We start from the raw sequence: 4503 nt of genomic DNA, 5'->3' as shown, positions 1-4503 counted from the left end.
CCCTGCCCCAGCCCCAGATCCACCGCGATCAACAGGTTCTGGTTCTTCATATAGGCGCTTGCCGCAGCCTCGTCATAGCCGGGCGCGCGCCAGCCATGTTCGGCCAGCACCATATCGCCAAAGCGGATGGTCAGCCGGTCGCGATCCGCCGCAGCACCGGATTTGCCGACTGCCGCAACAATCCGACCCCAATTGGCATCCTCGCCCGCAATGGCGGTCTTGACCAGCGGAGAATTGGCGATGGCCATGGCAACACGATGGGCGTCGGCCTCGCTGGTCGCGCCCGTCACCTGAACCTCGACGAATTTCGTCGCGCCCTCGCCATCGCGCACCACAAGCTGCGCCAGCTCGCGCATGACGCATTGCAACGCCTGCACGAAATCCGCGCCCGCGCCGCTGGTCAGCGAGGTAATCGGTGCCGCCAAGCTGCGCCCCGTCGCGGCAAGGATCAGCGCGTCCGAAGTCGAGGTGTCGCTGTCCACGGTGATCGCGTTGAAGGTGCTGTGCAGCCCGCCGCTCAGCGCCTTTTGCAGCAACGGCGCGGCGATCTTCGCATCGGTAAATATATAGACCCGCAACGTCGCCATATCCGGCGCGATCATCCCCGAGCCCTTGGCGATTCCGGCGATGTGGATCGGCCCGCCCTCGCCCTTGATCAAGGCGGATGCGCCCTTGGGGAACGTGTCGGTGGTCATGATGGCGCGGGCGGCATCGGCCACACCGCCCTGATCCAGCCGCCCCGCCAGATCGCCTGTCACGGCAACGATGCGGCCATGGGGCAGCGGTTCCCCAATCACCCCGGTCGAGGACGAAAACACCCGCCCCGCCGGAACGCCCAATGCCCTGGCCACCGCGCCGGTCACGGCATCAACCGATTCCTGCCCGCGCGCGCCGGTGAAGGCATTGGCATTGCCGGAATTGACGATGATCGCCGCGCCCTCGGGGGCATCGCCGCCCTGCGCCAGCTTGGCCTGATTGTCCAGCACGCAGGCGGCGCGAGTTGACGACCGCGTAAAGGCTCCGGCGATGGTCGATCCCGGCGCGAGGCGTATCAGGGTCACATCGGTGCGACCCTGATATTTCACCCCGGCCGCCGCGCTGGCAAATTCGACGCCCGCGATCTCTGGGAGGTCGGGAAAGGCGGCAGGGGCCAGAGGCGAAACGGAAAGCCCGGCCTTCGCCATCATTCGGCCTCCAGCAGATCGGTCTGATTGATCAGCGCGGGGTCGATGCCCTCGGTCTTTTCGACCTTGGCATCAGTGGTCGCCTTCGCAATCGCCGCCTCGACCCGTTCGCGCAGGACCAGTTGCACAATCTGGTCGCGCACCTCGTCAAGGGCGGGGGCCTCTTTGACGCGGGTGTCCTTCAACTGGATGACATGCCAGCCGAAATCGGTCTGAACCGGATCGGAAATCTGGCCCTTTTCCAGCGCCTTGACGGCCTCGCCAAAGGGCTGAACCATCTGATCGGCGGTGAACCAGCCCAGATCGCCATTGTTCGGGCCACTGGGACCGGTCGAATATTCCTGCGCCAGCGCGCCAAAATCTCCGCCCTCATCCAGCTTTTTCTTGACCTCTTTCGCTTTATCCTCGGAATCGACAAGGATATGCGCGGCAGAATATTCGGTTACGGGTGCGGTATCGGTGAACAGCTTGGCATAGGCGGCCTGAATATCGTCCTCGGATGGCTGTTCCGCCGCGATCTTGCTGATGACGGACGAGGCCAGCGTGTTGCGGCGCTGCAGTTCCACCTGCGCGCGGACACCGGCGTTTTCAGTTCCCTGCCCGGCCATGGCCGTCTGGCTGATCAACTGGTCCAGCATCATGTCCCACAGCGCCTGATCCGGCAGGGCCGCCATCTGCGGATCCTGGATCGACTGTTTCATCACGATCATCTGCCCCAGCGTGACGGGCTGGCCGTTCACGGTGGCGATGACGGTGTCCGCAGTCCGGTCCTGCGCCTGCGCCAGAACGGGTGCCGCGACCAGACAAAGGGCCAGAATCGACGATTTGAGCATAGGTTATCCTTTACAGATCACGACCAGCCCCACTTGAGGGCGGGCCAGCGTTGACAGTCCGGCAGCCGAGGCATACATCCCATCCAACCGTGGAAGGCGCCACCGCCGCTTTTCGTTCAGGCCCCTGATACGGCAATGCGGTCGGTACGGGCAAGTGGCCCACCCGAGGCTGTCTTTCCCAACAACGTGATTGCGAAGGTAACATGCTCGGCATTGGAACTCTGGCGAAGAAGGTCTTTGGCACTCCGAACGACCGCAAGGTGAAATCGACACGGCCGCTGATCGCACAGATCAATGCGCTTGAGGACCAGTTCAAGGCGCTGTCCGACGACGGGCTGATCGAAAAGACCCGCGAATTTCAAAAACGCGTGACAGGGGGGGAAAGTCTGGACGACATCCTGCCCGAAGCCTTTGCCAATTGCCGCGAGGGCGCGCGCCGCGCCCTTGGCCTGCGCGCCTTCGACGTGCAGTTGATGGGCGGCATCTTCCTGCATCAGGGCAATATCGCCGAGATGAAGACCGGCGAGGGCAAGACGCTGGTGGCGACCTTTCCGGCCTATCTGAACGCGCTGTCGGGCAAGGGCGTGCATGTGGTCACGGTCAACGACTATCTGGCCAAGCGTGACGCCGAATGGATGGGCAAGGTTTTTCAGCATCTGGGCATGACCTGCGGTGTCGTCTATCCGTTCCAGCCCGAACCCGAAAAGCGTCAGGCCTATGCCGCCGACGTGACCTATGCCACGAATAACGAGCTGGGTTTCGACTATCTGCGCGACAACATGAAGGGCAGCGTCGAGGAAATGGTCCAGCGCGACCATAATTTCGCCATCGTGGACGAGGTGGACAGCATCCTGATCGACGAGGCGCGGACGCCACTGATCATCTCGGGGCCGTCGCAGGACCGCAGCGAACTGTACCTGACACTGGACAAGTACATGCCGCTGCTGACCGAAGATCACTACAAGCTGGACGAAAAGGCCCGTAACGCCACCTACACCGAGGAAGGCAACGAGTTCATGGAACAGCGGCTGGCCGCCGACGGCATCCTGCCCGAAGGCCAGACGCTGTATGACCCGGAATCGACCACCATCGTCCACCACGCCAATCAGGCCCTGCGCGCGCACAAGCTGTTCAACAAGGATCAGCATTACATGATCCGTGACGGCGAGGTGATGCTGATCGACGAATTTACCGGCCGGATGATGAAGGGGCGCCGCCTCTCGGACGGGCTGCATCAGGCCATCGAGGCCAAAGAGGGCGTGGCCATCCAGCCCGAGAACGTGACCCTGGCCAGCGTCACCTTCCAGAACTATTTCCGGCTTTACGCGAAACTGTCCGGCATGACCGGCACCGCCGCCACCGAAGCCGAGGAATTCGCCGAAATCTACAAGCTGGGCGTGGTCGAGGTGCCGACGAACCGCCCCATCCAGCGCGTTGACGAACATGACCGCGTCTACCGCACCGCGCAGGAAAAATACGCCGCCGTGGTCGAGGCCATCAAAGAGGCCAATGCCAAGGGCCAACCGATGCTAGTCGGCACCACCAGCATCGACAAATCCGAGATGCTGTCGCAGATCCTCACCCATCAAAGCATTCCTCACAACGTCCTGAACGCCCGCCAGCACGAGGACGAGGCCCAGATCGTCGCCGATGCCGGCAAGCTGGGGGCGGTGACCATCGCCACCAACATGGCCGGACGCGGCACCGACATCCAGTTGGGCGGCAATGTCGAAATGAAGGTGATGGAGGCCCTGGCCGCCGACCCCGAGACCAATCCCGACGAATTGCGCGCAAGGATCGAGGCGGAACACGCCAATGACAAACAGGCCGTTCTGGACGCGGGCGGGCTGTTCGTTCTGGCCACCGAACGCCATGAATCGCGCCGCATCGACAACCAGCTACGCGGCCGCTCGGGCCGTCAGGGCGATCCGGGGCGCTCGCTGTTCTTCCTCTCGCTTGAGGACGATCTGATGCGCATCTTCGGCTCGGAACGGCTGGATTCGGTCCTGTCCAAGCTGGGCATGAAGGACGGCGAGGCCATCGTGCACCCCTGGGTCAACAAGTCGCTTGAGCGTGCCCAGGCCAAGGTCGAGGGACGCAATTTCGACATCCGCAAGCAATTGCTGAAATTCGACGACGTGATGAACGACCAGCGCAAGGCGATCTTCAGCCAGCGCCTGGAAATCATGCATACCGACGAGGTCGAAGAGGTCGCCGCAGACATGCGCGAACAGGTCATCGACGATCTGGTCGATCAGTACATGCCCCCCCGCGCCTATGCCGAACAATGGAACGTCAAGGGCCTGCATGCGGCGGTCATCGAACGGCTGAACATGGATCTGCCCATCGCCGAATGGGCCGCCGAGGAGGGCGTCGATCAGGATGGCATCCGCGAACGCATCCAGCAGGCGACCAACAGCTACATGGCGCAAAAGGCCGAACAGTTCGGCCCGGAAAACATGCGCCAGATCGAAAAGCAGGTCCTG

3 protein-coding genes are annotated in these 4503 nt (G+C 62.8%); 1 reads left to right on the top strand and 2 read right to left on the bottom strand.

Features of this window, described 5'->3' with window-relative positions; genetic code table 11:
* Together argJ and ACK5L9_RS09085 are read right to left on the bottom strand one after the other, a co-directional pair.
* Positions 1-1187 (bottom strand): bifunctional glutamate N-acetyltransferase/amino-acid acetyltransferase ArgJ (argJ, locus tag ACK5L9_RS09090; protein WP_416911143.1); only part of this gene is annotated, 1187 nt, incomplete at its 3' end.
* Entirely contained in the window at positions 1184-2017 is an 834-nt protein-coding gene (locus tag ACK5L9_RS09085) for a peptidylprolyl isomerase (RefSeq protein WP_416911142.1), read from the bottom strand. The genes ACK5L9_RS09085 and argJ, both read right to left, overlap by 4 nt.
* Before the next feature lie 203 nt (positions 2018-2220).
* Here ACK5L9_RS09085 and secA point away from each other — a divergent pair.
* The coding region (gene secA / locus ACK5L9_RS09080; protein ID WP_416911141.1) for a preprotein translocase subunit SecA at positions 2221-4503 on the top strand (2283 nt) is incomplete at its 3' end.

It is taken from the genome of Paracoccus sp. (in: a-proteobacteria) (assembly GCF_047973135.1).
Lineage (GTDB): Bacteria > Pseudomonadota > Alphaproteobacteria > Rhodobacterales > Rhodobacteraceae > Paracoccus.
Note: the sequence above shows the minus strand (reverse complement) of the source record. Positions and strands in the feature narration are given on the sequence as shown.

Bases quoted from the DNA above. Each gene is read 5' to 3' on its own strand.
- ACK5L9_RS09085 (WP_416911142.1), bottom strand. From the start codon at position 2,017: ATGCTCAAATCGTCGATTCTGGCCCTTTGTCTGGTCGCGGCACCCGTT.